This window comes from Yinghuangia aomiensis, from assembly GCF_039542225.1.
In the GTDB taxonomy this organism is placed as follows: domain Bacteria; phylum Actinomycetota; class Actinomycetes; order Streptomycetales; family Streptomycetaceae; genus Yinghuangia; species Yinghuangia aomiensis.
In genome coordinates this window covers 188465-212355 of record NZ_BAABHS010000014.1, presented here as the reverse complement: position 1 = coordinate 212355, position 23891 = coordinate 188465, and the positions used below count along the sequence as shown (strand labels likewise).

General features: G+C 72.1%; 28 protein-coding genes. 19 read left to right on the top strand and 9 right to left on the bottom strand.

Annotation, left to right across the window (positions count from 1 at the left end):
- Positions 1–167 precede the first annotated feature (167 nt).
- Both ABEA93_RS20995 and ABEA93_RS20990 read left to right on the top strand, forming a co-directional pair.
- Positions 168–479: a hypothetical protein gene (locus tag ABEA93_RS20995; protein WP_345677178.1), complete on the top strand. Its 312-nt coding sequence runs from the start codon at positions 168–170 to the stop codon at positions 477–479.
- Positions 476–2830 (top strand): outer membrane protein assembly factor BamB family protein, encoded by a 2355-nt coding sequence (locus tag ABEA93_RS20990; protein ID WP_345677177.1) that lies wholly within the window; start codon positions 476–478, stop codon positions 2828–2830. Before ABEA93_RS20995 ends, ABEA93_RS20990 begins: the two co-directional genes overlap by 4 nt.
- An 87-nt stretch (positions 2831–2917) precedes the next feature.
- Here the strand turns inward: ABEA93_RS20990 and ABEA93_RS20985 are convergent, their stop codons facing one another.
- From ABEA93_RS20985 to ABEA93_RS20975, 3 genes are all read right to left on the bottom strand, one after another.
- Entirely contained in the window at positions 2918–4174 is a 1257-nt protein-coding gene (locus tag ABEA93_RS20985) for a hypothetical protein (protein ID WP_345677176.1), read from the bottom strand.
- A gap of 129 nt (positions 4175–4303) precedes the next feature.
- Positions 4304–5320 carry a LacI family DNA-binding transcriptional regulator gene (locus tag ABEA93_RS20980; RefSeq protein ID WP_345677175.1) on the bottom strand — a complete coding sequence of 339 codons (1017 nt, stop codon included), beginning with the start codon at positions 5318–5320 and terminating at the stop codon, positions 4304–4306.
- Positions 5321–5518: 198 nt separating this feature from the next.
- Positions 5519–6265 carry a response regulator transcription factor gene (locus tag ABEA93_RS20975; RefSeq protein WP_345677174.1) on the bottom strand — a complete coding sequence of 249 codons (747 nt, stop codon included), beginning with the start codon at positions 6263–6265 and terminating at the stop codon, positions 5519–5521.
- 312 nt (positions 6266–6577) lie between these two features.
- On the opposite strand from ABEA93_RS20975, the gene ABEA93_RS20970 reads away from it, so the two are divergent.
- The 10 genes from ABEA93_RS20970 to ABEA93_RS20930 all read left to right on the top strand — a co-directional run bounded on the left by ABEA93_RS20970 (position 6578) and on the right by ABEA93_RS20930 (position 13547).
- On the top strand, positions 6578–7354 hold the full coding sequence (locus ABEA93_RS20970) for an alpha/beta hydrolase (RefSeq protein WP_345677173.1): 777 nt from the start codon (positions 6578–6580) through the stop codon (positions 7352–7354).
- A gap of 154 nt (positions 7355–7508) precedes the next feature.
- Positions 7509–7769, top strand: coding sequence for a MoaD/ThiS family protein (locus ABEA93_RS20965; RefSeq protein WP_345677172.1), 261 nt, complete (start codon positions 7509–7511; stop codon positions 7767–7769).
- Positions 7766–9058 carry a chromosomal replication initiator protein DnaA gene (locus ABEA93_RS20960; protein ID WP_345677171.1) on the top strand — a complete coding sequence of 431 codons (1293 nt, stop codon included), beginning with the start codon at positions 7766–7768 and terminating at the stop codon, positions 9056–9058. The genes ABEA93_RS20965 and ABEA93_RS20960 overlap by 4 nt, the downstream gene beginning before the upstream one ends.
- A gap of 300 nt (positions 9059–9358) precedes the next feature.
- Positions 9359–9985: a sigma-70 family RNA polymerase sigma factor gene (locus ABEA93_RS20955; protein WP_345677170.1), complete on the top strand. Its 627-nt coding sequence runs from the start codon at positions 9359–9361 to the stop codon at positions 9983–9985.
- Positions 9982–11118, top strand: coding sequence for an anti-sigma factor family protein (locus ABEA93_RS20950; RefSeq protein WP_345677169.1), 1137 nt, complete (start codon positions 9982–9984; stop codon positions 11116–11118). Before ABEA93_RS20955 ends, ABEA93_RS20950 begins: the two co-directional genes overlap by 4 nt.
- A gap of 102 nt (positions 11119–11220) precedes the next feature.
- Positions 11221–11301, top strand: coding sequence for an Ms5788A family Cys-rich leader peptide (locus tag ABEA93_RS42150; RefSeq protein WP_423529021.1), 81 nt, complete (start codon positions 11221–11223; stop codon positions 11299–11301).
- A 276-nt stretch (positions 11302–11577) separates the two neighbouring features.
- The gene (locus ABEA93_RS20945) at positions 11578–12417 is read left to right on the top strand and encodes a sulfurtransferase (RefSeq protein WP_345677168.1); all 840 of its coding nucleotides are present in this window, start codon (positions 11578–11580) and stop codon (positions 12415–12417) included.
- Between the two features lie 36 nt (positions 12418–12453).
- Positions 12454–12744: a DUF1416 domain-containing protein gene (locus tag ABEA93_RS20940; protein ID WP_345677167.1), complete on the top strand. Its 291-nt coding sequence runs from the start codon at positions 12454–12456 to the stop codon at positions 12742–12744.
- 260 nt (positions 12745–13004) lie between these two features.
- Complete coding sequence (locus ABEA93_RS20935) at positions 13005–13328, top strand: DMT family transporter (RefSeq protein ID WP_345677166.1); 324 nt, start codon at positions 13005–13007, stop codon at positions 13326–13328.
- Between the two features lie 24 nt (positions 13329–13352).
- Positions 13353–13547, top strand: coding sequence for a DUF3099 domain-containing protein (locus ABEA93_RS20930; protein ID WP_345677165.1), 195 nt, complete (start codon positions 13353–13355; stop codon positions 13545–13547).
- A 54-nt stretch (positions 13548–13601) separates the two neighbouring features.
- Here the strand turns inward: ABEA93_RS20930 and ABEA93_RS20925 are convergent, their stop codons facing one another.
- The gene (locus ABEA93_RS20925; RefSeq protein ID WP_345677164.1) at positions 13602–13964 is read right to left on the bottom strand and encodes a DsrE family protein; all 363 of its coding nucleotides are present in this window, start codon (positions 13962–13964) and stop codon (positions 13602–13604) included.
- A 344-nt stretch (positions 13965–14308) separates the two neighbouring features.
- On the opposite strand from ABEA93_RS20925, the gene ABEA93_RS20920 reads away from it, so the two are divergent.
- A complete protein-coding gene (locus tag ABEA93_RS20920; RefSeq protein ID WP_345677163.1) occupies positions 14309–14821 on the top strand; it encodes a heme-binding beta-barrel domain-containing protein in 513 nt (170 codons plus the stop codon).
- 40 nt (positions 14822–14861) lie between these two features.
- Here ABEA93_RS20920 and ABEA93_RS20915 read toward each other — a convergent pair whose 3' ends face one another.
- Positions 14862–16049 (bottom strand): LCP family protein, encoded by a 1188-nt coding sequence (locus tag ABEA93_RS20915; protein ID WP_345677162.1) that lies wholly within the window; start codon positions 16047–16049, stop codon positions 14862–14864.
- Between the two features lie 75 nt (positions 16050–16124).
- On the opposite strand from ABEA93_RS20915, the gene ABEA93_RS20910 reads away from it, so the two are divergent.
- Together ABEA93_RS20910 and ygfZ are read left to right on the top strand one after the other, a co-directional pair.
- A complete protein-coding gene (locus ABEA93_RS20910; protein WP_345677161.1) occupies positions 16125–16613 on the top strand; it encodes a Fur family transcriptional regulator in 489 nt (162 codons plus the stop codon).
- Between the two features lie 10 nt (positions 16614–16623).
- Complete coding sequence (gene ygfZ / locus ABEA93_RS20905) at positions 16624–17589, top strand: CAF17-like 4Fe-4S cluster assembly/insertion protein YgfZ (protein WP_345677160.1); 966 nt, start codon at positions 16624–16626, stop codon at positions 17587–17589.
- A 51-nt stretch (positions 17590–17640) separates the two neighbouring features.
- Here ygfZ and ABEA93_RS20900 read toward each other — a convergent pair whose 3' ends face one another.
- The 3 genes from ABEA93_RS20900 to dtd form a co-directional block, all read right to left on the bottom strand.
- Positions 17641–17829 (bottom strand): hypothetical protein, encoded by a 189-nt coding sequence (locus ABEA93_RS20900; RefSeq protein WP_345677159.1) that lies wholly within the window; start codon positions 17827–17829, stop codon positions 17641–17643.
- A 121-nt stretch (positions 17830–17950) separates the two neighbouring features.
- Positions 17951–19372 carry an IS607 family element RNA-guided endonuclease TnpB gene (gene tnpB / locus ABEA93_RS20895; RefSeq protein ID WP_345677214.1) on the bottom strand — a complete coding sequence of 474 codons (1422 nt, stop codon included), beginning with the start codon at positions 19370–19372 and terminating at the stop codon, positions 17951–17953.
- Between the two features lie 166 nt (positions 19373–19538).
- Entirely contained in the window at positions 19539–19964 is a 426-nt protein-coding gene (gene dtd / locus ABEA93_RS20890; protein ID WP_345677158.1) for a D-aminoacyl-tRNA deacylase, read from the bottom strand.
- A 113-nt stretch (positions 19965–20077) separates the two neighbouring features.
- Here dtd and ABEA93_RS20885 point away from each other — a divergent pair, with 113 nt between their 5' ends.
- The 3 genes from ABEA93_RS20885 (at position 20078) to ABEA93_RS20875 (ending at position 22852) form a co-directional block, all read left to right on the top strand.
- Positions 20078–20632, top strand: a complete 555-nt coding sequence (locus ABEA93_RS20885; RefSeq protein WP_345677157.1) for an RsiG family protein — start codon at positions 20078–20080, stop codon at positions 20630–20632.
- A 105-nt stretch (positions 20633–20737) separates the two neighbouring features.
- Complete coding sequence (locus ABEA93_RS20880; protein ID WP_345677156.1) at positions 20738–21772, top strand: asparaginase; 1035 nt, start codon at positions 20738–20740, stop codon at positions 21770–21772.
- 66 nt (positions 21773–21838) lie between these two features.
- Positions 21839–22852, top strand: a complete 1014-nt coding sequence (locus tag ABEA93_RS20875) for a DUF2804 domain-containing protein (RefSeq protein ID WP_345677155.1) — start codon at positions 21839–21841, stop codon at positions 22850–22852.
- 57 nt (positions 22853–22909) lie between these two features.
- Here the strand turns inward: ABEA93_RS20875 and ABEA93_RS20870 are convergent, their stop codons facing one another.
- The gene (locus ABEA93_RS20870; protein ID WP_345677154.1) at positions 22910–23362 is read right to left on the bottom strand and encodes a DUF6228 family protein; all 453 of its coding nucleotides are present in this window, start codon (positions 23360–23362) and stop codon (positions 22910–22912) included.
- Between the two features lie 119 nt (positions 23363–23481).
- Between ABEA93_RS20870 and ABEA93_RS20865 the strand changes: the two genes are divergently transcribed.
- Positions 23482–23886, top strand: coding sequence for a helix-turn-helix domain-containing protein (locus tag ABEA93_RS20865; RefSeq protein WP_345677213.1), 405 nt, complete (start codon positions 23482–23484; stop codon positions 23884–23886).
- Positions 23887–23891 lie beyond the last annotated feature (5 nt).

Below are 23891 nucleotides of genomic sequence, written 5' to 3'. Positions count from 1 at the left end.
CGGCGCGGCGGGCCTACCGCGGGACAAGAGCGGATGAATCATCCGTAACCGGTGCACAGGCGCCGTCCAACTCGGAAGCTGGACCCCTGACTTGGGCGGCGACGGGGCCGGGCCCGATAACGTGTCGAGGCTGATCGCAGCAGATCCCCCAAGAACAGGATTCGACCATGTCGTACGCGCCTCCGCCAGGCCCGCACGGCGGCATCCCCGGTCAGCGCCAGTGGGGTGCCGCGCCATCGCCGCAGGCTTACCGAGGACCGGCCCGACCGCGGAAGTTCCTGGTGGTCGTGGTCGGGCTGCTGGTAACCGCTGCCGCCCTCGCGGGCATCGCGACGACGGTGCTGTGGTGGGACAACACCATGCGACAGATGGGCGTCACCGACACGAACACCGTCAAGGACAAGCTGCCCGGCCCGCGCGGGCTGGGTACCGACCTGCCACCGTCGTTCGCGCCGTCCGCCGCGGGAGGCCGTTCGTGACGAACCCGCCGCCGCCGTTCCAGGTACCGGACGACAACGAGCCGCCGCAGAACGCCGACCCGGCGCCGCCGCCGGCCGGACCCGGCGCGGCGCCGTGGGGCCAGGGCGCGCAGTACCCGCCGCCGCAGGGGCAGGCGTACGGGGCCCCGCCCCAGCAGCCCTACCCCGGGCAGCAGCCGCAGCCGGGACAGCAGCCTTACCCGGGACAGCAGTTCGCGCCCCCGCAGGCACCGCAGCCGCAGAACCCCCAGTTCGCTCCGCCGCCGCCCGCGCAGCAGTACCCGCCGCCGGGGCAGCAGTACGGGCCGCCGCCGGGGCAGCCGTCCGCCCAGCCCTACGCCGCGCCCGGGCAGTTCGCCGCGCCGCCCCCGGCGGGCGGCCAGCCGCCGCAGCCCGGTTCCCCGTTCGCACCGCCTCCGGCCGCCGCTCCGCAGCCGTCCGCGTGGGCTCCGCCGCCCCCGGCCGACGCCCAGCCGCAGCCGTCCGCGCAGCAGTGGGCGCCTCCGCCCGCCGCGCAGCCGTCTCCGCAGTCGTCGCCGCCGATGGGCGCCCCGTCCGCGCAACCGTTCGTGCCGCCGCAGAGCGGCCCCGGGCAGTGGCAGGGCGGGCCCGGAGGTCCGGCTGCCGCCGCGGCCGCAGGCGGGGTAGGGGCGGCCGCGGGAGCGGCCTGGGCGCCGCCGCCTTCGCCGGCCCCCGGCGGGCCCGCAGGCGACCCGTGGGGCGGTCCTGGACCGGCGTCCGGGACGATGCCGCCGCCGTCCGGTGCGCCGCCGTACGCGGCGGCCCCGTACACCAGCAGCCCGCAGCCTTCCGGGCCGTTCGACGCGATGCCGCCGCCCGGCGCGTACCCGCCGCCGCACCAGAGCTTCGGCACTGGTGCGCCGTCCCACGGGACGCCGCATTCCGGCCCCCACGAACTGCACTTGGGTCCGCCGCGTGCGCCGCGCCCGCCGAAGCAGAGGCGGTCGGTCCTGCTGGCCTCGGCGATTGCGGCGGTGCTGGTCGGCGCGGCCGCGGTGCCGTCGGCGATCCACCAGGCGAACCGCGACACGTCCGACGGTCTGGGCGAGTCCCAGCAGCAGGGCGACGTGCTCTGGTCGATCATGGAGCACCGTGACGGGCCGACCAGTCCGGAGAAGCCGGCGTTGGAGCGCCCCGGCGCGTGGTTCACCGACACGACGGTCGTGGTGGCGGAAGCGGCCCGGCTCGTCTCGTACAACCAGGACACCGGCAAGACCGAGTGGGAGTACAAGGCGCCGGAAGGCGCGCAGGTGTGCGACGTGACGCCGCAGACCGACACGACTTACGCCTTGGCCGCGTTCGGCAAGGACGACCAGTGCACAACACTGCAGGCCGTCGACCTCAAGACCGGCAAGAAGGTCTGGTCGGTCGACGTCGGCACCGACCCCGACGCGATCCCGGGCCTCTCCGGCTATGGCCTGAGCAAGGGCATCGCGGTCACCGGCGACACTGCCGTCTTCGACGGCAAGGCGTACCGGGTGTCCGACGGCAAGCCGTTGTGGGACTCGGAGACCGCGCTGCCCAAGGGGTGCACCGACCCGGAGTACCTCGGCGGCAAGCGCCTGGTGGCCAAGTGGACCTGCGGGTTCCAGTCGCCGACCTCGGTGGCCGAGATCGATCCGGCGACCGGAAAGCCGAAGTGGACGTTCACGGCGCCGAAAACGGCGTCCATGTTGGACGACGTCAAGATCGCCGCGGTGGATCCGGTCATGGTCATGCAGGGGCAGGCCATAGGACTCGGCAAGGAGCCGCCGACCGTCATCGTGCTGGACGACAGCGGCAAGGAGAAGTTCCGCCTGCAGGACCACCCCGTCATCAATCCGCCGGGGACGTCGATCAGCGCCGCGGCTCCGGTCCTGGCGACCGACAAGGTCGTGTACGTGCCCGGCAGCGACATGTCCGCCTTCATGGGGACCGGCGGCAGCGACGTCAACCAGATCACCGCTTACGACCGCGAGAGCGGCAAGAAGCTGTGGACCAAGACCGTCGCGGGAACCAATACGGTCGGGATGAAGCAGCAGGCGAAGGTCTACCCGATCCGGGTCGACGAGAACGGCGACGTGCTGGTGGCCGCGGCGGGCATGGCGCGCCCGATCCACTTGGTGAAGCTGTCGGCCTCGGACGGGACGGTGACCAACCTCAAGGAGTTCCCCGGCCGGGTCGGGTGGGGCACGAACTTCATGTGGGGGCCTAGTGTTTTCGAACGCAACGGTCAGGTGACGTTCGTCGGCGCGCCGTCCGAGCAGAACATCAAGGTCAGCTCCAAGGACATCGTCGGCAAGACCGTGGAGTCGGACACCGCGTACTACCGGGTCATCACGATGCGCTAGCCGCACCGACGCACGAACGAGGGGTGCCACCGCACATACGGTGGCACCCCTCGTTCGTGCGCGTGTTCCCTGCCGTGGGCGGTCCGGTCAGCGCGAACCGTTGGGGCCGCTGCGGAAGTTGATGCCGTTCCACTTGTGGAGCCGGGACATCTCCCATATGGCGAGTACCGAGATGATGGTGGCGCCCAGAACGCCGGTACCGGCCTTGACGTTGTCCGGGACGGTGTTCGACCCCGCGGCAAGGCCGTTGAGCAGGCCGTCGCCGAGCTTGAGGGTCAGGTCGTTGACGGTCATCGTCCACGCAAGCCAGATCGTCAGCAGCGGCAGCAGCAGCGGGTGCCCGTCGGCCGCCGCGAACAGGTGCTTGGTGACCTGCCAAAGCGCGCCGATGGCGAACAGGATGCACCACACGGCGATGAACGCGGCCACCCAGGACAGGATCAGTTCCTTCTGAGTGCCGTCCTTGTTGATCAGGAAGACCTTGTGTTTGGTCCCGGCCGCGTTGCGGACCAGCACATACGCGGTGATACCCATGGCCATGACCCCGCAGAAGATGAAGATCACCTTGATGGGATGCACCAACTGCCGGACCGTGTGGTCGCGCACATGGGGGTGGGCGAACAGCGACAAGAGGACGCCGATCAGCACGATGCCGAGGGCGCAGAAGATCGGTGCGAGGACGATGCGGTGGACGATCGACGAGACCGCTTCCTGGCCGACGCTGAGCGCGTCCAGCATGTTGTTCGCCTTGCCGACCATGTCGGTGCTCTGGTCCTGCAGCTTCTGCAGCCCCGGGTCCACCGTCCGCCCGGTCGGGATGCCGGTCGGCATCGCCGTCGAGAAGTTCGTCGGCATCTTGGGGTAGCCCGACGGGAACAGCGAACTGAAATCCGTCGGGTAGTTCGTGGGGAAGTTCGTCGGTAGCCCGGTCGCCTGCGGCATCGGTGTCGGGAGCGCGCCGTTCGCCAGTGCCTCGCCGATGGGCGACGACGTCGGGCCCGGGGCCGGCATGCCGTTGGTGACCGGCATGTTCGGCATCAGAGGTGTGTTGTTCTTCCGGTGCCGGTAGAAGATCGCCAGGAAGACGCCGAACACCAACGTGAGGCCCAGCCACGCGCGGACGCGGTTGACGTTCTCCATCATCGGGTCCGGGCGGCCGTGCCGGTACTTCGGCTTGAGCAGCTTGCCGGCCAGGATCACCGGGAAGGTGACGGAGACGATGTTTCCCAGCCACCGCCGTTCCGTCTCGATCGGTGTCTCGCCCCGGGCGTTGCGCGGTGGTTCCGGGGGGTGCAGGCCCGGTGCGGCCGCCGTGCCCGGCGGGTAATGCGTCGGGTTCGCCATGCGGATGAAGCCCCTCCCCGTGAAGCCAAGATGTGGAACAGGGAGGGAGCTTAGCGACGGATGGAGTCTGCGGGGCGGCCGCCTTCTCCATCAACCGTTTGGTTCAGTCCGGCAATTGCCCCGGCGGCGTCAGCAGCCGCAGCTGCGGCGGACCACCAGGCGCGCCGGGAAACTGCGGATCCGCACCTCGCCCGGTGCGGCCGGTTCCCGTTCCATGGCCAGGTCGACGGCCGCCTCGGCGATCGCCGCGCGGTCGGCGGCGACGGTGGTGAGCGGGACGTCCGCGAAGGCCGCCTCGGCGATGTCGTCGAAGCCGACCACCACGAGGTCGTCGGGCACCCGCAGCCCCAGTTCGCGGGCCGCGCGCAGCACGCCTATCGCCTGGTCGTCGGTCGAGCAGAACAGCGCGGTCGGCCGGTCCGGCTCGGCGAGCATGTCGCGGGCCACGCCGTAGGCGCCGAAGCGGTTGAACGGCGCCCCGCGCAGCAGCCCGTCCGGGGCGATCCCGGACTCCGCCAGCGCCCGGCGCCAGCCGCTGACGTGGTCGGTGACCGGGTCGCCCAGGTCCGGCGTCGACGGCGGGCCGCCGAGACAGTGGATGCGGGTGAGGCCGTGCGCCTCGATCAGGTGCCGGGTGGCCAGGTAGGCGCCCTGCACGTCGTCCAGGACGACGGCGTCGCCGTTGAGCGCGTTGGGCTGGCGGTGCATGAGCACGACGCGGACGTCGCGCGTGGCGATCTCGGCCGCGGCCCGCTCGGACAGGCCCTGGCTGACCAGCACCAAGCCGGAGACCTGCATGCCGAGGAACGCGCGGACGTAGTGCAGTTCCCGGTCGTCGTCGTAGTCGGAGTTGCCGATGAGGACCAGGCGGCCCTTGTCGAACGCGGCCTTCTCCACCGTGTGCGCGAGTTCCGCGAAGAACGGCTGCCGGGTGTCCGGGAGGACCAGGCCGATCAGATTCGTACGTCGGCTGGCCATCGCCTGCGCGACGCTGTCGGGGCGGTAGCCGAGCTGCTCTATTGCGGCGAGGACGCGCTCGCGCGTCGCGGGGGCGACAGGCCGCGGTCCGTTGTTCACCACATAGCTGACCACCGCGGTCGACGTCCCGGCGAGGCGGGCAACGTCGTCGCGGGTCACCTTGGGCACGGACCCATTGTAGGGACGACGGCCGAGGCTCATATCCGCACCGTCTCCGCTCGTTCCGCGCTCCGTGACCGAATCGCGGCCGGAATGTCCTCGATGTGCGGCATGTCGATGTCGTGTTGCGACCGCATGCTGCCGGAATCACCGGCGGAATTCGACCGGAATCGTACGCAAAGCAAACCAAACGCTCCCAGTGAACTCTCAGGAAGCCTGACCGGGCACCGGCTCGCCGACCGGCACACCGGTGCCGCGCGTATCGGCTTCCGCACTGCGGTCCGGCACCACGAACCGGTAGCCGACGTTGCGTACCGTCCCGATCAGCGACTCGTGCTCCGGCCCGAGTTTCGCGCGCAGCCGCCGCACGTGCACGTCGACGGTGCGGGTGCCGCCGAAGTAGTCGTAGCCCCACACCTCCTGGAGGAGCTGGGCGCGGGTGAACACCCGGCCCGGGTGCTGCGCCAGGTACTTCAGCAGCTCGAACTCCTTGAACGTGAGGTCGAGCACCCGGCCGCGCAGCTTCGCGCTGTACGTGGCCTCGTCGATCGTCAGGTCGCCGTTGCGGATCTCGGTCGGCTCGTCGTCCGCGCCCTGCGCCGCCTGCAGGCGGCCGATGGCCAGCCGCAGGCGCGCCTCGACCTCGGCCGGGCCGGCCGTGTCGAGCAGCACGTCGTCGACGCCCCAGTCGGCGGTGAGCGCGGCCAGGCCGCCCTCGGTGGTGACCAGGATCAGCGGCGCGCCGACGCCCGTGGTGCGCAGGACCCGGCACAGGCTGCGCACCTGGGGCAGGTCGCGGCGGCCGTCCACGAGGATGACGTCCGCGGGCGGTGCGTCGACCAGCGCGGAGGCCTCCGCGGGCGCGACCCGCACCTGGTGCAGCAGCAGACCCAGCGCGGGCAGGACCTCGGCCGACGGCTGGAGCGCGTTGGTGAGCAGCAGCAGGGCACTCAAGTGGGCTCCCCTCGCCCGGCGCGGACGATGGTGTCCACACCTGTTCGGTGGCGGGCGCGCGACGGCGTAACGGACGTCGTGGGTCCGGTTCCGCACCGCATGACACCTCCACGAAAACACGAAAGGACCCGGGGCGTCGTCGCCCGGATCCTCATGTCGGGTCCGCTGGGGGTGGTGATAGCCGGTGCGGAGACATCAGGTCGGCACCTTCCAGCCCGGCCGGGCGAACCGGCCGTTTCCACCCCAGTGGACTCGCGAGTCAGGATAGCCGACATGGCATGGCTTTCCGATGGAGAAGGCGAACGTCCCGTAATGCGGACGGACGCGACCACAGAATCCGGGGCACCCGGTCACGATGTGCTGATCAGTGCGGACGGCGTCCGCATCTCGGCCGTCCACCATCCGGACGCGGCCCGCGGCCTGTGTTTCGTGGTGGCGCACGGGTTCACCGGATCGTGGCGCCGTCCCAAGGTCGCCGCCGTCATGGCCGGGCTGCACCGGCACGGTGGCGTGGTCGGATTCGACTTCCGCGGCCACGGCGCGTCGGGCGGCGCCAGCACCGTGGGCGACCGAGAGGTCCTCGACCTGGACGCCGCGGTGGCCTGGGCCCGCCGGCTCGGCTACCGGCGTGTCGCGACCGTGGGGTTCTCGATGGGCGGCTCGGTCGTGGTGCGGCATGCGGCGCTGTACGGGGGAGTCGACGCGGTGGTCGCGGTGAGCGCGCCGTCGCGCTGGTACTACCGGGGGACGCCGCCGATGCGGCGGCTGCACGCGGCCATCGACCACCCGGTCGGCCGCTTCGTCATCCGGACGGCCCTGCACACGCGCGTGTCGGCGCGCCGCTGGAGTCCGATCCCGGCGGCGCCCAAGGACGTCGCGGCCCGACTGTCGCCGATTCCGTTGCTTGTGGTGCACGGGGACAGCGACACCTACTTCCCGATCGACCACCCCCACCAGCTGTATGCGGCGGCCCGCGAACCGAAGGAACTGTGGATCGAACCGGGGCTCGGGCACGCGGAGAACGCCGTGGGGCCGGAACTGGTCGAACGGATGGCGCAGTGGGTGGGGGAGCACGTGGCCGAGAGGTGAGGCGGCCGCGGTATTTCGGCCGTCGCGTGCTGGTTCCCGAGGCGCCGGTCGGGTGCGGACAGCGGCTCCGCGGGCGGGATGATGGGGCACTCTTGGGGGACTCTTGTGGGCCGCTGTCGTTGAAACAGTGGTTCCGTCGAAGGAAGTAGGCGCGATGGCGGTCGGCACGATGCGGTACTGGGCCGCGGCCAAAGATGCCGCGGGCACGGCCGAAGAGCCGTACGACGCGGCGACGCTCGCCGACGCGTTGCGCGCGGCGGGGGAGCGGCACGGCGGCTCCCCGCGCTTCGCACCGCTGGTGCGCACGTGCTCGTTCGTCGTGGACGGCCACCCGGTCGGCAAACGCGACCACGCCGCGGTGGCCCTGACCGAGGGCGGAACCGTCGAGGTCCTGCCGCCCTTCGCGGGCGGATGAGCACGCCGCCGCAGCAGGGGCCGGGCTACGGGGAGTGGACGCCGGGCGCCTCATACGACTCCTATGACGAGTACGCGGGTGGGGGCGAGTACGCGGCCGGGCCGGGGCAACCGGTGACGCCGGAGTATGCGGACCCTGGAGCACCGGGGGGCGTCCCCGCACAGCAGGCCTACGGATACGAGGCGCAGTACTACGCCGGTGAGCCGGCCGCCGGGCCGGACTACGGCGCTTCGTACGGCTACGCGCCCGCGCCGACGCCGGTCGGCGGCGGCGACGGGTCGCCGTACGGAGACGCGGCTTCGTATGCCGCCGACCCGGGCGACGCCGACTACGGCTACCCGCCGTCGGCGGACTGGTCCGAGCAGCCCGCCGCGTGGCCGGAGCAGGACGCGTGGGATGCCGGCTGGAACCCGGGCGGTGCCGACCCGGCTTGGGACGACGTCGATGCCGCCGCCGAACCGCTGCCGATTCCGGCGCCCTCTCCGCCTCCGGAGGCCGAGAGCCTGCCCAAGCAGGAGAAGCCGAGCCTGCGGGACCTGGTGCCGATCTGGCATCCGCCGGGGTTGGTTCCGGCGGCATTGACCGGCGGCGTGGCCGTGCTGCTCGCGGTCACCGCCCTGGCCGGTGGACCGGTGGCGGTGGGCGGCGTGTTCGTTCTGCAACTGCTCACCGCCGCCGGATGGTTCCGCCTGCACGGCATGTGGCCGGCGCGGCAGGGCATCGCGATCGGCGTGCTCGCGGGCATCGCGGCGGATGTCGCGGTGCTGGCGGGCGGGGATCACGCGGTGCGGGTGCTGCCGGGGGTGCTGGCCGGCGTGCTCGCGCTGGCGCTGGTGCAGCAGCTGGTGCGGCGCGACGGGCGGCCCGAGCTGCTGCCCGCGCTGACCGTGACGGCGTCGGCGGGGCTGCTGACCGCGTTGGATGTGCTGTACGTGGTCGCGGCCGACCTGGACGGGCCGGGCGTACGCGACGGGGGCGCGGTGGTGGTCGCGGCGGCGGCGGTCGCGGTGGCGGTGCTTGCCGCGGCGCTGCCGGTGCCGGGGGTTGCAGGACACGGGCTGGGACTGGCGCTGGCGGCCGGTGTGGGGGTTGTCGGCGGGTCGGCCGTGGGGCTGGGCAGCTCCGCGGTGGTACTGGGGGCCGGGGCCGGGTTGCTGGGGCTGATGGGGCGGCGGACGGCGGGGTATGACCATCCGTCGCGGTTCGTGCATATGACGGCGGGGGTGGCGTTGCCGTTGGCTTTGGCGGCGCCGGCGGCCTATTTGCTGGGGCGAGTGGCTATCGGCTGACCCTGATAGGGCCCTCCCTCCTCCCACCTTCTCTGGGATTCGGTTTCGTGTCGACGGCCCCTCCCCCGCCCCCTCCACCATCGCTCTCCAGCACTCAACCGAAGCCCGACCCGCCCAGTCTGCTCCGGCAGCCCCCGTCGCTGCCCGGCGCCTTGTGGATAACCCCCGCCCTGTGGACAAAGGGCCTTCCCTCTATTCCCCCCGGCAAGATCCCGGCAAGATGCCCTCATGTCGTGGAGACGCCGCCGGGAACGCCCGAACTCCGCTGAACCGCCGCCGGGTTCCGCACGTGCCGACGGTATGAGCGGTGAACCGGTCCTCGCCCTCCCGTCCTCGGGCGTACTCGCGCCCGAGGACGCCGCAGCCCTGCCCGGGAACACACCCGACGACCCTGCCTTCCGCCACCTCTCCACCGCCGACGAAGCCGTCATCCGCGCGCTCTACATGGAGCACGCCGGACCCCTGCTCGGCTACGTCCTCCGCCTCAACGGCGGCGACCGCCCGTGGGCCGAGGACATCGTCCAGGAAACCCTGCTGAGGGCTTGGCGCCACCCCGAGGCGCTCGACCCGGCGCGCGGCCCGGTCCGCGGCTGGCTCTGCACCGTGGCGCGAAATCTCGTCATCGACGGCGGACGCGCCCGCCGGGCCCGGCCGCCGGAGACCGGCGACGCGCCGCTCGCCGCGGTCGCCGACGTGCGCGCCGAGGACGAGTTCGACCGCGCCCTGCTGTCCTGGGAAGTCGCCGAGGCGCTCGGCGCGTTGAGTCCGGAGCACCGTGCGGTGCTGATCGAGACGTACTACCGCGGCCGCTCCGTCGCGGAGGCCGCCAAGGTGCTCGGGGTGCCCGCGGGCACCGTCAAATCGCGTACGTACTATGCGCTTCGCGCGCTGCGCGTCGCCCTGGAAGAACGGGGGCTGGTGCCGTGACCGGCAACGACGAGCCGCACGCTTTCCCGCCGAGGCCCGCGGAACCGCCGCGGCGTCCCGAACCGGCGACGCCCGAACCGGCGGACCCCACGGACCCCACGGACACCGCCGACACCGCCGACGCCGCCCCCGAGCCGCCGGAGACCGCCGCCGTCCCCGCGACGACCGCCGCTGCCCCGGCCAGCCCGGCGACGCCCGCGCCCGCCGCCCCGGCCAGGCCGGCGACGCCCGCGCCCGGCGCCCCGAAGGAGACGGAGCCCGCACCCGTCCCCGCCAAGCCCACTGCCGCCCCGGCCAGGCCGGCGGAGGCCGCCCCCGCCGAGTCCGAGCCCGCGTTCCCGCCCGCCACTCCCACCCCCGACCAGCAGATCTGCGGCGCGCTCCGCCTGGACCTCGGCGCCTATGTCCTGGGCACCCTCGACGAGACCGAGACCCGCTGGGTGCGCTCGCACGTCGCCGTCTGCCCCGAATGCCGCGCCGAGTACGACGAACTCGCCGTCCTCCCGGCCTTCCTGGCCCGCCTCACGCCCGCCGAGGCGGAAGCCACCGGCACGTCGCTCACCACCCCGCCCGAGCGGGTCTTCGCGGACGCCGCCGAGAAGCTGCACCGCGACCGCCGCACCCGGACGGTCCTGCTGGCCGCCGCCGCGGCCTGCGCCGTGCTGTTCGGCACGCTCGGCTGGGTGCTCGGCAGCAACGACGACACCAAGTCCGCCGCCGCGCCGCCGCCTTCGAGCACGTCCAGTGCCAAGCCCGCGCCGCCCGCCCCGTCCGCGGCACCGGCCGGCGAGCAGCGGGTGTCCGCGAACAGCCCGTCCGGCACCGCCGTGACCGTCGCCTACCGCCCGGTCGACTGGGGCACCGCGATCGACATGAACCTCAAGGGCGTCGCGCCCGGCACGCGCTGCCAGTTGGACGTCTACGGCACCCGCAACCGCAACGAGACCGCTTCGTCGTGGATCGTGCCGCCCGGCGGCTACGACGCCCCGGCCGGAGTGTCCGTCCCGGGCGGGACGAGCATCCCGCCGGCGGAGATCACCCGGTTCGTGATCTCCGTCGTCGGCCAGGAACGCGTACTCATCGCCGCCACCCCTACTCCCACACCGCAACAAAACGCGACAAACAACCCCTGACTCGGGCCGGAAATCGGCCACCATCTCGACATTCGGGCATTTGCGTCTCGAAATGTGGAACGGGCATGACAGTCGCGGTCATACCTCCCTACGATCGGTGGCGTGAAGCGACAGGCAGACCTCACCAAGCGGCGCGCAGTGGACCTGTGCCGCACGGCCACCTGCCTGTGTTGCCCGCGCTGACGCGCACCCGGGAGCACAGGTCGGCCGCACCCTCGATGTGACCGTACCGACCGTGATCCGCGGCCGAGCGCCGTCCCGCGGCATGTATCCGCATGCCTGCCGGGAAACCGCGCCGCCGTGCACCGGACGACCCCCGCCGCACCTGACCGGGCCCCGAGCCCGCATTCCGGCGGACCCGCGCGTCGCCACAGCGCCCCCCGAACTTTCCCCTGCCCGTGCAGAGCCCCTTGGGCCTGCCGCCTCCGTGCGGCTGCGCCCACACACCGGAGGTAAACAATGAGCCGCTCCGACGTACTCGTCGACGCCGCCTGGGTCGAGGCCAACCTCGACAACCCGAAGGTCGTCCTGGTCGAGGTCGACGAGGACACCGCCGCGTACGAGAAGAACCACATCCGCGGCGCGGTCCGCATCGACTGGCGTTCGGACCTGCAGGACCCGGTCAAGCGCGACTTCGTCGACCAGGAGGCGTTCTCGGCGCTGCTGTCCGCCAAGGGCATCGCGAACGACGACACCGTCGTCCTGTACGGCGGCAACAACAACTGGTTCGCCTCCTACGCGTACTGGTACTTCAAGCTGTACGGCCACGGCGACGTCAAGCTCCTCGACGGCGGCCGCAAGAAGTGGGAGCTGGACTCCCGCGAGCTGGTCGTCGAGGTGCCGGAGCGCGCCGCGACGAACTACGCCGCCAAGCCGCAGGACACCTCGATCCGCGCCTGGCGCGACGACGTCCTCGCCGCGATCGGCACGACCAACCTGGTCGACGTCCGTTCGCCCGACGAGTTCTCCGGCAAGCTGCTCGCCCCGGCGCACCTGCCGCAGGAGCAGTCGCAGAAGGCCGGCCACGTCCCGACCGCGAAGAACATCCCGTGGTCGAAGGCCGCCAACGACGACGGCACGTTCAAGTCGAACGAGGAGCTGACCGCCCTCTACTCCGGCGAAGGCGTCGACCTGTCCAAGGACACGATCGCCTACTGCCGCATCGGCGAGCGTTCGGCCCACACGTGGTTCGTGCTGCACGAGCTGCTCGAGCAGGGCAACGTCCGCAACTACGACGGTTCCTGGACCGAGTACGGCGCGCTCGTCGGCGTGCCGATCGAGCTGGGCTCCGGCAAGTAAGCGCTTCAGCGCAGCAATCAGCAAGGGAGCAAAGAGATGTGCGGCGCTAAGGCCGGCGGGCCGGATCTGGCAGGAGTAGACGTGGCGAACGAGACGATCATCCAGGGTTCCGTGACCAAGGGCGGGCAGCCGATCAACGGCTACGTCCGTCTCCTGGACGCGGGCGGCGACTTCACGGCCGAGGTTCCGACCTCGGCGACCGGGCAGTTCCGGTTCTTCGCCGCGCCGGGCAACTGGACCGTGCGCGCGCTCGTCCCGGGTGCGACGGTCGACCGTTCGGTCGTCGCCACCAAGGGCGATGTCGCCGAGGTCGAGATCGCGGTCTGACCGAGGCTTTTCACGCGGCACGACCGCACAGCGCGGGTCTCCTTCGGACGTACACCCACGGGCATCCGAATGCGGCGGTCGTGTCGGACGCCGGGCGGCGTCCCTCCCCATCCGGGAGGGGCGCCGCCCGGCGCGTTTCCGGCCCCCGGGTGCGCGTGGCGGGGCCGTACGTCGGGCAAGATCGGCGTTGTGACAAACCCATCGTCGGCAGAAACGATTCCGGTGCCGGAGCGCGGCGGACTGCGAAGGAGGGGCCGCTGATGGCCTGGCTGCTCGTCATCATCGCGGGCTTCCTGGAGACCGGGTTCGCGCTGCTGCTCAAGGCCAGCCACGGGTTCACCCGGTTCTGGCCGACGGTCGGGTTCGCGGCGTGCGCGATCAGCAGCTTCGGGCTCCTCACGCTGTCCCTGAAGACCCTCGACGTGGGCCCGGCCTACGCGGTGTGGACCGGCATCGGCGCGGCGGGCACCGCGATCATGGGCATCTGGCTGTACGACGAGCCCGGTTCGGTCCTGAAGCTGGTCTCCATCGGGCTCATCCTGGCGGGCGTGGTCGGGCTCAACCTGTCCGGCATCAGCCACTGACGCCGCGGGACGTACCGTGGAAGCGTGCGCACGCGCAAGAAGCTCTACTTCGCGCTCATGGGGACGTGCCTGACGCTGTTCGTGCTCTCCTGGGCGGCCATCCGCTTCGTCTCGGTGCCCGCGGCGGTGGCGATGAGCGTGGTCGCGATGGTCATTCCCCCGGTGGCGGCGATCGTGGCCAACCGCCGCGGGCCGGGGGACAAGTGGTGGGACGAATAACGGGGCGGGTCCGGAGCGGCGCCGGCGGACGAGCGCCGCACGGAGAAGAGTGCCTCAGTAGACGAGCGCCTGCGCGCCGTCCGCGAGCGACTCCTGCACGAAGACCTGCGCGCCGGCGATCCGGACCCCCGGGATCACGTCGTCGCCGGTGATGTTGCGGCGTGCCGCGCACTGCGAGCACAGCGTGACCCGGCCGCCGGCCAGCACCGCGTCGAGGAGGTCGGGCAGCGGGGCCGCCTCCGGGAGATCGAACTCGGCGGCGCGGCCCGGCAGGGCGAACCACGCCGACTCGCCGGCCAGCCACAGCGAGACGTCGACGCCGCCCGCCACTGCGACGGCCGCGACGTTGAACGCCTGGGAGCAGCGCTCGGGCGCGTCGAGGCCTGCCGTCACCTTCACCACGAGAGATCGCTTCATCCGGATCACGGTAGTGGCGTGCGGCGCGGCGGCTTTGCGCCGTTCGCCGCGCGGCAACGTGTCGTACGGCACCCTGACCGCCTCCGGAGTGGGTCCCGGCCGTACACTGATGCCGATTTGGCCCGGCACGCGGCTACGCGCGGCAGTTCCGCACGAGCCGACGAGCCACGAGTCCGCGCGAGGAGCACCACGTGCACGTCTTCTTCATCACGCTGCTGGTCCTGGTCGGCATCCTGGTCGCCTGGTTCGCCGCCCTGACCGTCGCGAAGCTCTACAAGGGCCAGAGCTGACGGGTTGCCGGTAGGCTCGGGGCTGCCCGAAGTCCCCGTACCAGGCCGGATGACATGATCGAAATTCCGGACGACATGCACCCCGACGTCGTCCCGCTCGCGTTCCTGCTCGGCACGTGGGAAGGCGCCGGCGTCGGCGACTACCCGACGATCGACGCGTTCCGCTTCGGCCAGCAGGTGACTTTCACGCAGGACGGCAGGCCGTTCCTGGCGTACACCTCGCGGACCTGGCTCTTGGACGACGACGGGAACCGGGTGCGTCCGCTGGCGACCGAGACGGGCTACTGGAAGTCCAAGCTCGACGGCAGCGTCGAGGTCACCCTCGCGCACCCGACCGGCATCGTGGAGATCTGGCTGGGCGAGACCGACAACGGGCGGGTGGAGATCCGCACCGACGTGGTCGCGCGCACGGTCGACGCCAAGGAGTACACCGCGGGACACCGCCTCTACGGCCTGGTCAAGGGCGAACTCATGTACGCCTACGACATGGCCGCGATGGGGCAGCCGCTCCAGGCGCACGTCTCCGCGCAGTTGAAGAAGGTCGACACGGAGATCGCCGCCGACTAGGCCGTCCGCGCCGCGTTCCCGCGCCGCGGACGCACGGCGGTCAGCGGATCATCGACGGCTCCGGCAGTTCCGCGTTGGGGTACCGCCGCAGGTAGATGTCCATGCTGTCGTCGCGCAGGTTGTCCCACAGGAACTTGCTCTGCTCCGGGGCCAGGACCGTCGCGTCCTGGCCCTGGATCGTTTTGAGTTCGGACACCGGCGCGGTCAGGAACTTCACGTCGTCGCCGTGCACCCGGCGCAGGCTCCACGCCAGGTCGCGCAGGTCGCCGTTGGACATGCGGTCGTCGACGCTGACCGCCGCGGTGAGCGCGTCGAGCAGGTCGGGCAGTCCCAGCGGGTCGCGCAGGGTGCCTTTGGACAGCAGCTTCTCCATCACGGCGCGCATGAAGTTCTGCTGGCGCTGCACGCGGTCGAGGTCGCCGCGGGGGAGGCCCTTGCGTTCCCGGACGTACATCAGGGCGTCCTCGCCGTTCATGTGGTGCTTCCCGGCGGTCCAGCCGCGGGCTTCGCCTTCCTGCGGGATGTCCTGGGCGATCTCGACGTCCACGCCGCCGAGGGCGTCGGTCAGGCGTTTGAAGCCTTCCCAGTCGATCGCGGCGAAGTGGTCGACGCGGATCGCGGTGAGCGTCTGCACGGTGTCGATGAGCATCGGGGGGCCGCCCCACGAGAACGCCGCGTTGATCTTCGCGTCGCCGCGGCCGGGGACGGTGACCCACGCGTCGCGCGGGATCGACACGACGTACACCTGCTCCCGGTCGGCCGAGATGTGCAGGAGCATCGTGGCGTCGCTGCGTTGCGCGCCTTCCTGCCACAGCGGGCCCTTGGCGTCGCGCCCGGTGGTGGGCATGTCGGAGCGCGCGTCGAGGCCGACGAGGACGAAGTTCGTGCCTTTGCCGCGCGGCGGCTGGTCGGCGGTGACCGGGAAGGCGTTCTGGATCCGGTCGACCCGGCCCGCGTAGTGGTCGATGAACCACCACACGCCGACGGCGGCGAGCAGGACGAGCGACAGCATCATCACGAGCATCGACACGAGGACGGTGCGGACGCGCCGGCGCCGCCGCCGTTTGCGCCGGGCCGGGTCGGCGCCGGGAGTCTCCGGCGCGGCCTCCGGGTCCGCCTCGGGGTCCGCCGCGGGACCCGCGTCGCTGTCCGGGTCCGCGGGGATCTCGAGGATCCGCAGCCCGGCGTCGTCCGGTATGTCCCCCACCCGGGACTCGTCGTCGTCCACGAGGGGCATTGTGACGCCGCGGGGTCGCTCGCACGTGCGAATCCGCCAAGTCCGCGGATTGCCTAGAATTCAACGGTGACCACGGACTGGACGCAGGAGCTGCGGCAAAAGGGCTATCGGCTGACACCGCAGCGCCAGCTCGTCCTGGAAGCGGTGACCGCCCTGGGGCACGCCACCCCGGACGAGATCCTCACCGAGATCCGCAAGACCGCGAGCGGCATCAACATTTCCACCGTGTACCGCACGCTGGAACTCCTCGAGCACCTCGACCTGGTCAAGCACACCCACCTGGGGCACGGCGCGCCGACCTACCACCCGGCGGGCCGCAGCGACCACCTCCACCTGGTATGCCGCGACTGCGAAGCGGTCACCGAAGTCGAGCTCGGCCTCGCCGAGCCGCTCGCGCACACCGTGGAAGCGCGGTTCGGCTTCGACATCGACCTCCGGCACTTCGCCATCTTCGGCCGCTGCGCGTCGTGCACGGAGGCGCGCGGCTCGGGTGCGGCGGGCCCTGCGGCGGATGCGGAGTCGGCCGCGCCGCCGCCCGCTCCGCCCGGTGCTTAAGCTGGACGGCATGGCCGTCACGAGTCCCGCCGTCAGCCCGCTGCTCTCCCTCCCCGGCGCGGTCGCCGCCGAGGCGCCCGACGAGGGCGTCGCCGCGCATTACGGCGACCCGCTGCGCGAACAACGCCGCCTCGCGAACGGCCAAGGCTTCGTCGACCTGTCGCACCGCGGCGTGGTCCGCGTCTCCGGCCCGGACCGGCTGTCCTGGCTGCACTCGCTGACCACCCAGCACCTCACCGAACTCCCGCCCGGACAGGCCACCGTCACGCTCGTGCTGAGCCCGCACGGGCACATCGAGCACGCGATGTACGTGGTGGACGACGGCGAGGCGCTGTGGGCGCACGTCGAGCCGGGCACCGCGCCCGCGCTGGTCGCGTTCCTCGACCGCATGCGGTTCCTGCTGCGCGTCGAGGTCGAGGACCTGACCGACGCGTACGCGGTCGTCTACGAGCCGGTCCCCGAGCCGCCCGCCGACCCCGCCGTGCTGGCCCGCGTCACCGACACCGGCCGCGAGCTGTTCCTGCCCCGCGAGCGTCTCGCCGCCTACGGCGCCGAGCACGCCAACCCGGCGGGCGTGTGGGCCTACGAGGCGCTGCGGATCGAGGCGCACCGCCCGCGCGTCGGCAACGAGACCGATCACCGCACGATCGTCCACGAACTCGGGTGGATTCCCTCGGCCGTGCACCTCGACAAGGGTTGCTATCGCGGGCAGGAGACGGTCGCGCGCGTGCAGAACCTCGGCCGCCCGCCGCGCCGCCTGGTGTTCCTCCATCTGGACGGCACCGAGGAGAAGTTGCCCGCGACCGGGGCACCGGTCGAACTCGAAGGCCGGCAGATCGGTTTCGTGACCAGCGCGGCACGCCACCACGAACTCGGCACCGTCGCGCTCGCGCTGGTGAAGCGGAACACGCCGGTCGACGCGGTGCTGTCCGCGGACGGCGTGCCCGCGTCGCAGGACGTGATCGTCCCGGCGTGATCCGGGCGCGACGCGGCCGGCGCCCGGCTCCGGGCGCCGGCGGCCGCGCCGTCAGGGCAGGCGGCGGTTGCGCATGTTGCGGATCCGGCGCCGCTGCCCGCGGTCGAGCGTCAGCCACGCCACGACCGGGATCCCGATCAGCGCGCCGAACACGAACCACGCCAGCCAGCCCGGGATGATCCACAACGCGATGATCGCCAGGACGACCCCGGCGGCGATGTACGGGCCGCGATTGGACATGTCGAACCATCTCCTTGGGAAGGTCCTTCGCTGTGCCATTGTCCGCCATCGGCGGGCGAGACTTGGCGACGGATATCCGTCAGATTTCCAGGTATTCCTACCTGGAAGGTCCGTCTCGGTGTCACCAGAGTGCGAGTTGCGCTGTGGTGTCCTGGGTACGGTCTCGCGTTTCTGTCTGTCGCGGGTGCGGCAGGGTTGCGCCACCTGCCCGCCCCGTCGCGGCTGTGGGGCTGCGGCGGGTGGTGCGGGTCTTCCGGTCGGCTCCGCGCGGTTTCGGCGTTGGTGCGCCCTGGTCTCCGGCCACTCCGGTACCAGTGGTGACGGCCGCGGCGAGGGCGGCCAGGTTGCGGGCGGCGTTGTGGTCGCGGTCGACGGCCAGTCCGCAGGTGTCGCAGTGGTAGGTCCGGACGTGCAGGGGCAGTTTGGTTTTCACCGCGCCGCAGCCGGAACAGGTTTTGGACGAGGGGTACCACCGGTCGGCTGCGACGATGCGGCAGCCGTTGCGGCGGGTTTTGTAGGCGAGTTGTCGGCGGATTTCGGCGAAGCGGGCGTCGGCGATGCTGCGGGCGAGGCGCCGGTTGCGGAGCATGCCTGCGACGTTGAGGTCTTCAACGACGACCGTGCCGTACTCTGCCGCGATAGCGGTGGTGAGTTTGTGGAGGGCGTCGGTGCGGAGGTTCGCGACGCGGTGGTGCACCCGGTTGCGTTCCCGGTTCGCTCTCTCCCAACGGACCGACGCCTTGGCGCCGGTGCGGCGGTCGGGTCCGCGGCGGCGGGAGACGCGGCGGGACAACCGCTTGAGCGTCACCAGTGCGGTGTCGAGGTGCCGGGGGTTGGGGATTTCGCGGATCCGGCCGGTGCTGTCGGCCATGACCGCGAGGGTCTTCACGCCCAGGTCGATGCCGACGACGGCGTCGGGGCGGGACACCCGCATGAGGTCGCGCTGAACCTCGACCTGGAACGCGACGAACCAGCGACCGCGTTCATACCTGACCGTCGCTGACAACACGCGGGCCGTCCCAGCGGCGATACGGCGCTGGAGCTTGCGGGTGTTCTCGTGCACGCGGATGGTGCCGAGCCGCGGCAACGTCACATGACGGCGGTCGTCTTCCAGCCGAATGGTGCCGGTGGTGAACCGGCACGACAGCGTGGCCTGCCGCTTCGACCGTCGGCGTGGCATGCCCACCGCCCGGCCGCGGCGTCGGCCCTGCCGGGACCCCGTGTAGTTGTCGAACGCGGCAGCGGCGTTCGCCAGGCCGGTGTTGTACGCCTCCTTCGAGTTGTCCTGCCACCACGAGGCGAACCGCCCGTCGGTGTGCTTGATCCGGTTGAACTCCCGCCGCAGCGCAGGCAGCGACCACGAACGCCACGCCGTCAGGTCCGCGGCCTCGATCCCGTAGGTCTCCTCGGCCCGGCGCTGCCACCACACGGCCTCGACCCACGACACCGCCCAGTTGTACGCCGCCCGGGCAGCACCGCAATGCGACCGAAGGGCCCGCTCTTGGGCGGCATTCGGATCCAACGCAAACCGGAACGCCTGCACCACCCAGCCCGGCCGCGGACGGAATTGCGTTGCCCGGGGCGCTTCGCGACTAGTGCTTGTGTTCACGATCCGATTATGAAGTCTTGCAAAGGGTAACCGTGGAGTCGTTTGCCAAAACTGGGCGCAGCTGCGAGCCGATGTACCGCGGCGCCGCGTGCGGCGGTGGTCAGATGTCCAGGACCAGGGTGATCGGCCCGTCGTTGACCAGCCCGACCTTCATGTCGGCGCCGAAGACGCCGGTCTCCACGTGGGCGCCGAGCGCGCGCAGTTCTGCGACGACCGCGTCGACCATCGGCTCGGCGACCTCGCCCGGCGCGGCGGCGTTCCAGGTGGGGCGGCGGCCCTTGGCCGCGTTTCCGTAGAGCGTGAACTGGCTGACGACCAGGAGCGGGGCGCCGAGGTCGGAGCAGGACTTCTCGCCGTCGAGGATGCGCAGGCTCCACAGTTTCGCGGCGAGCCGCTTGGCGTGCTCGCGGGTGTCGTCGTGGGTGACGCCGACCAGGACGCAGAGGCCCGGGCCGAGGATCGACCCGACGACCTCGCCGCCGACCGTCACGGATGCTTCGGAGACACGCTGTACGACTGCTCGCATGCGCCCATTGTCCCGGGCCCTTCGCGCGGACGGACGGTTGGTCCCGACCCGTCCGGGGCCAATCGCCCGCGCGCGGCACGCGCGGGTCGGCGGGGCGTGGCACGATGCGTCTCATGGCAGACCCGCTGAAGCCGTCCGCGCCGCGCTCCGAAGGCGTGCCGGCCGTGCCGTCGCCCGAGGCGGTGCGCGCGCTCGACCTCGCCACGGTGCGCACGCTGCGCCGCGAGGCGCAGCTGGAGGAGAGCGACCTGTCGTATCTGCGGCGGCTGCTCCAGGGACGCATCGACATCCTGCGCGCCGAGTCGGCGCGTCGCCGGGACCCGGCGGCGGGCGGGCCGGCGCCGGTGATGGAGCAGTTGTCGGAAATCCTGTCCGAGACGCCCGCGCCCGCGCGCGGCGGCGCCCGGCACGTCACGGTGCATCCGCCGGGGACGTCGCGGTACCGGCAGCGCATCGAGCGGGTGCTGGCCGATGTCGAGTGGTCCGACCTGCCGGCGCTGGACGACGCCGGGCTGCTGGCCGCGCTGGACCGGCTGACGGGATACGAGCACGAGGTGTCGGCGCGCCGCCAGGAACTCCAGCGGGTGGCCGACCAATGCGGCGCGGAGATCGCGCGCAGGTACCGTGAAGGGGAGGCCAGGGTCGACGACCTGCTCTCCGGCCGCTGACCGGCGGTCCGGGCAGTGGGCGGCGGGGCCGGCCTCCGCGCCGCGGACCGTGCGTCCGCGGGCGCGCCGACCGTGCCGATCTTGTCCCCGAGAGAGCGTCCGTCCATGACCGTTCCGCCGTCCCCAGGTTCCCCGGAGTCCGCGATAGCCGCCGTGCCCGCGGCGGCGTCGGGGCCCGGCGCGGACCGCTTCCCCGAGGACGCGCCGCCGGTGCTGGCCGAAGTGGTGCGTTCGGGGTTCGTCGAGGGGCGGCACCGCGGCGCGCTGGTGGCGCTGGACGCGGACGGGTCGGTGGCGTTCGCGCTCGGCGACGTGGACCGCCCGGTGTTCCCGCGGTCGTCGGCCAAGCCCGCGCAGGCCGTCGCGGCGCTGCGGGCCGGGGTGGAGCTGGACGGGGAACTGCTGGCGCTGGCCGCGGCGAGCCATTCGGGCGAGCCGTTCCACCTGGACGGCGTACGCAAGATCCTCGCCGCCGCGGGGCTGGACGCGGGCGCGCTGCGCACTCCGCCGCAGCTCCCGTTCGGCGAAGCCGCATGCGAGCAGTACCTGCGCGCGGGCGGGCAGCCCGATCCGCTGGTCATGAACTGCTCGGGCAAGCACGCCGCGTGGCTGGCCGCGTGCGTGGTCAACGGGTGGGACACGCACTCGTACCTCGACCCGGTGCATCCGCTCCAGCAACTGGTGCTGCGGACCGTCGAGGAGCTGGCCGACGAGCGGATCGCGCACCTGGGCGTGGACGGCTGCGGGGCGCCCGTCCCGGCGCTGAGCCTGACCGGGCTGGCCCGGCTTTACCGGGCGATCGCCGCGTCGTGCGCGGGCACGCCGCAGTCGCGGGTGGCCGCGGCGATGCGCGCACACCCCGAGTACGTGGCCGGGACCGGCCGCGTCGACACCCGCGTCATGCGCGGCATTCCCGGGGTCGTCGCCAAGATGGGCGCCGAAGCGGTCCAGGCCGTGGCCCTGCCGGACGGCCGGGCGCTGGCGTTCAAGGTCGACGACGGGTCGGTGCGCACTCTCGGCCCGATCCTCGCCGCGGCGCTGCGCCGGCTCGGCGTGGACGCGCCGGTGCTCGCCGAGCTTGCCGAACTCCCGCTGTACGGCGGCCCGCACCCGGTCGGTGCGATCCGCGCGGCGTTCTGACCGGACGGTCCGCCGGAGGCCGCGGCATCCGTTGACGCCGAGTGCGGCGCGGGGCAGGCTTCCGCCATGCCTGATCCGCGCAACCTCGTCGACGCCGGAACTCGCCACTACGGCCGCTTCGGCGCGCGGCCCGCGAACGTCAACCCGCTCGACGAATTCGGCGGCCTCACGCGCGTGCTGCGCGGCCTCCGGCTCAAGGAGTGGATCGGTTTCACGTTGCTGCACCCGGACTGGTACGCGTCGCTGATCATGCAGGACGCGCACTACCTCGCCAGTTCGGAGTTCTACGCCTACGACCGGGCCCGCGGCGCGCTGCACCAGCACGCGGCCAACGCACGCGGCGGATCGCTCGGCCTGCCCGCGGACCTGCTCGGCGGCAGCCGGTGCGCGTTCCGGCGCGGCGGCTACGCGCTCGCGTACGAGTTCGCCCAGGCGTCCGGCCGCCACCGGCTGCGCTTCGACATCGCGGCGACGGCCAAGGCACCGGCGGTCTCCGGCGAACTGGAACTCGACGCGGCGGCCGCGACGGCTCCGCTGTCGGTGAGTTCGCGGCTGCCGGGAGGCGGGCGGATGTACACGCACAAGGCGGTGTTCCCGGTGGAGGGCACGCTGCGGGTGGGCGACGCGGAGGTCGTGTTCGACGGGGAGCACGACCTGGCGATCCTCGACGAGCACAAGTCGCTGCTCCCGTACCGCACGTCGTGGCTGTGGGGGACTTTCGCGGCGCCCAGCGCCGCGGGCGTGGTGGGTGCGAATTTCGCCGACCGTGCGGAAGTCCCCGGCGAGCAGGAGGAGTCCTGCATCTGGTCGCCGACGGCGGCCGAACCCCTCGCCGACATCACCTTCACCCCGGAGTCCGACGACCCGGCCGCGCCGTGGCGGATCCGCTCCGCGGACGGCCGCCTGGACGTGCTCTTCGAACCCGAGGGCCGCAAGGTGGTCGAACACCAGCTCGGGATCCTGGCCATCGACTACTTCCAGGCCTTCGGCACCTACACCGGCACGCTCCGCACGGCGGGGGCGACGCACACGGTCAGCGGGGTCCACGGCGTCTGCGAGAGCATGCGCGCGAGGCTCTGACGGGCCGCGGCGGTCCCGGACCCGGGTGCGGGGCCGGCGGCTTCGCGGTGGTGGCCGTCACCGGTCCGGGGCGAGGAACCGGCCGATGTCGTCCGCCGCGGCGGACAGCTGCTCGCCCGCCTCCAGCCACGTCGTGGCCGATGCACTCCAGGCGCCGTCCGCCGACCGCCAGGGCCGTACCGTCCAGGTGATGCCGACGTGGCCGCGGGACCGGAACACCGCGGTGAGCGCGAGATCCCGGTCCGTGGTGCGCCAGGTGCGCTCGCCCGTCCAGCCGCGGAAGTCGTGCGCGAGCGCGGCCAGGAACGCGCCGAGGTCGCCCGACGCGGGCCAGGCCACGATGTCGTCCAGTCGGGCGGCCAGGCCCGGTGCCCGCAGCTCGACGGCGTAGTGGACGGAGTCGGGGACGAAGCCGGTGCGGTCCCGGAAGCGCACCTCCACGAGCGGGTCGTCGGCGCAGCGAAGGGTGACGCCCGCGGTTGCGTCGGTGCCGGTCTCTTCGGAAGGCATGGGGCGACGCCAGGGCCACGCGTCCCTCTCCGTCTCCCGGGTCCGCCGGCCGCGACACCTCGTACAGTTGCAAGCAACCTGCTTGCAAAAGTTAGCATCGGCGAGGCATGGTGGACGGCATGGCCGGCCTGAATGTGGGATCGCTGGGCGAGTACATCCGCGAGCAGCGGCGCAGTGCGCAGTACTCGCTGCGGCAGCTCGCCGACGCGGCGGGCGTGTCGAATCCGTACCTGAGCCAGATCGAGCGCGGGTTGCGGCGGCCGAGCGCGGAGATCCTCCAGCAGATCGCGAAGGCGCTGCGGATCTCCGCGGAGACGTTGTACGTGCAGGCCGGGATCCTCGAAGAGCGCCCCGAGGGCGTTCGCGAGGTGCAGACCGCGATACTCGCCGACTCGCACATCAGCGAACGGCAGAAACGCGTGCTGCTGGAGATCTACGAGGCGTTTCGCAAAGAGAACGCCGTGGCGGACGTGCAGGCCGCCGCTCACCCGAACGCGCAGGACGGCCTCGACCCCGAGGAGTGAGGAAA